3 protein-coding genes are annotated in these 1,535 nt (G+C 59.5%); 1 reads left to right on the top strand and 2 read right to left on the bottom strand.

Translation table 11 applies throughout. The features are described from left to right. Positions 1 to 260: hypothetical protein (locus AC2VON_RS09225; protein WP_486952678.1), on the top strand; the 260-nt coding region annotated here is incomplete at its 5' end. A gap of 281 nt (positions 261 to 541) precedes the next feature. Here the strand turns inward: AC2VON_RS09225 and AC2VON_RS09220 are convergent. Together AC2VON_RS09220 and AC2VON_RS09215 are read right to left on the bottom strand one after the other, a co-directional pair. Beyond that, on the bottom strand, positions 542 to 859 hold the full coding sequence (locus AC2VON_RS09220) for a helix-turn-helix domain-containing protein (protein ID WP_067971410.1): 318 nt from the start codon (positions 857 to 859) through the stop codon (positions 542 to 544). Further along, positions 856 to 1,203, bottom strand: coding sequence for a type II toxin-antitoxin system RelE/ParE family toxin (locus AC2VON_RS09215; protein ID WP_486952677.1), 348 nt, complete (start codon positions 1,201 to 1,203; stop codon positions 856 to 858). The genes AC2VON_RS09220 and AC2VON_RS09215 overlap by 4 nt, the downstream gene beginning before the upstream one ends. Positions 1,204 to 1,535 lie beyond the last annotated feature (332 nt).

Genomic DNA, 1,535 nt, shown 5'->3' with positions numbered 1-1,535 from the left:
GTGAGCATCGCGATGCGTTCCGTCGAGTGCTGACAACCAAGTTCATCCCAGCGTGCGACGCGCTGGTGGCCGATCCGTCGGCCGCCTGGCCTAGGTCGCTTCGGGTCAAGTCGGTTCAGGGCGCGCCCCACGTATTGGAAATGACCTGGTCGTTCGCAAGTCCCGACGGTCATGCCACCTTCGAACTGGTCACAGTGGACGACGAACTCCGTTGCCGGTGGCGCAGGATCGGCGACCACTCCGTGTTCGACTCGCCCTGATGTCGTGCAGGAGGACAGTCGCACGGCAGTGCAGAATAGCAACGTCGACAATGGATTCTGTTGGCTGAGAGCAGGTTCGACGCAGAAATCCAACCTTTGTTGCAATCCGGAAATCTACCCCCATGGACCGCGGCAGATCGGCCAGTCCACACGTTCGGGTTTCAGGACCTTACCTCCGGTTCATTCAGATATTTGGCAGTGACGTGCTCATGAACGCGCACCGCGTCTGGAGCTGAGGACAGGGCAGATGATCATCGACATCGCCTCGTGCCCGCACCCGCTCAGCCGCCCGATCCGACTGGGTGCGGTGTATCCGCGTCGGCCGTGATGACCAGCTGGGTGCGTAGTCCCATCCGAGCGGCGAGATTTACCAGCGTGTCCAGGGAAAACTTGCTGATCTTCCCGCGGATGAGATCGGACACCCGGGGCTGGGTGATCCCGAGGTTGCGCGCCGCGGTGGTCTGCGACCACCCGAACTCGGTGAGCCGATTCCCGACGGCGAGGATGAGGTCAGCGCGGGCACGCAGGTTGGCTGCCTCTTCAGGGGTGTCCGCGATAGCGTCCCACACGTTGGTGAAGCTCCGCACTTCGTCGCTCATGGTGTGTCTCCTTCCCTGTGTGCTGCGTCCCTACGGGCCGCTTCCAATCGCTTCTTGCAGAAGTCTTTCGCCGACTTCGGTATCTTCTGGGTCTTCTTCGTGAAGCAGTGCAGGACGTAGACGCATTCACCGATCACCGTCGTGTACATGGTGCGGAAGATGCCCTCGGCGGTTTTAACTCGGATCTCCCGGACGCCCGGGCCGACAGTGCTCATCGGCTTCCAGTCCTTCGGGTCCAGCCCCTGCTGTACGCGGTACAGCTCAACGCCGGAGTCATGTCTCGCGTGATCGGGGAACTCCCTAAGCTCATCGAGCGCCCGCCCCACGAACCTGACCTCCTTCACAACCCGACTATACAAAAATTTGTATAACATGACTAGAGCGCGGCACAACAGCAGCACCACTGAACCGTCTTACCTCAAACGTCGGGAATAACACCCCTACCTTCGCCAGCTCCGTCGCCAGCCATTTTGTCGATGATTCACCGTCAAAACGGCAGACAATCGTGAGCTTTGTCGCAAGTCGATGATCTACCCGCTTCAGCATTGCGTGCTGAGTGCCTCGGACGACGGGGCATGGTCGCGAAAACACTTGAAATGTAATACGGCCATGTATTACATTTAGGTGTGTTGGTCGACTGGTCCAGACGCGGTGACTACATCGCCAAGCATGGAGT

Source organism: Mycobacterium sp. TH-M82 (genome assembly GCF_057473605.1).
Note: the sequence above shows the minus strand (reverse complement) of the source record. Positions and strands in the feature narration are given on the sequence as shown.

Excerpts from the sequence above, each read along its gene's own strand:
- AC2VON_RS09220 (WP_067971410.1), bottom strand. The coding sequence starts at position 859 with ATGAGCGACGAAGTGCGGAGCTTCACCAACGTGTGGGACGCTATCGCG.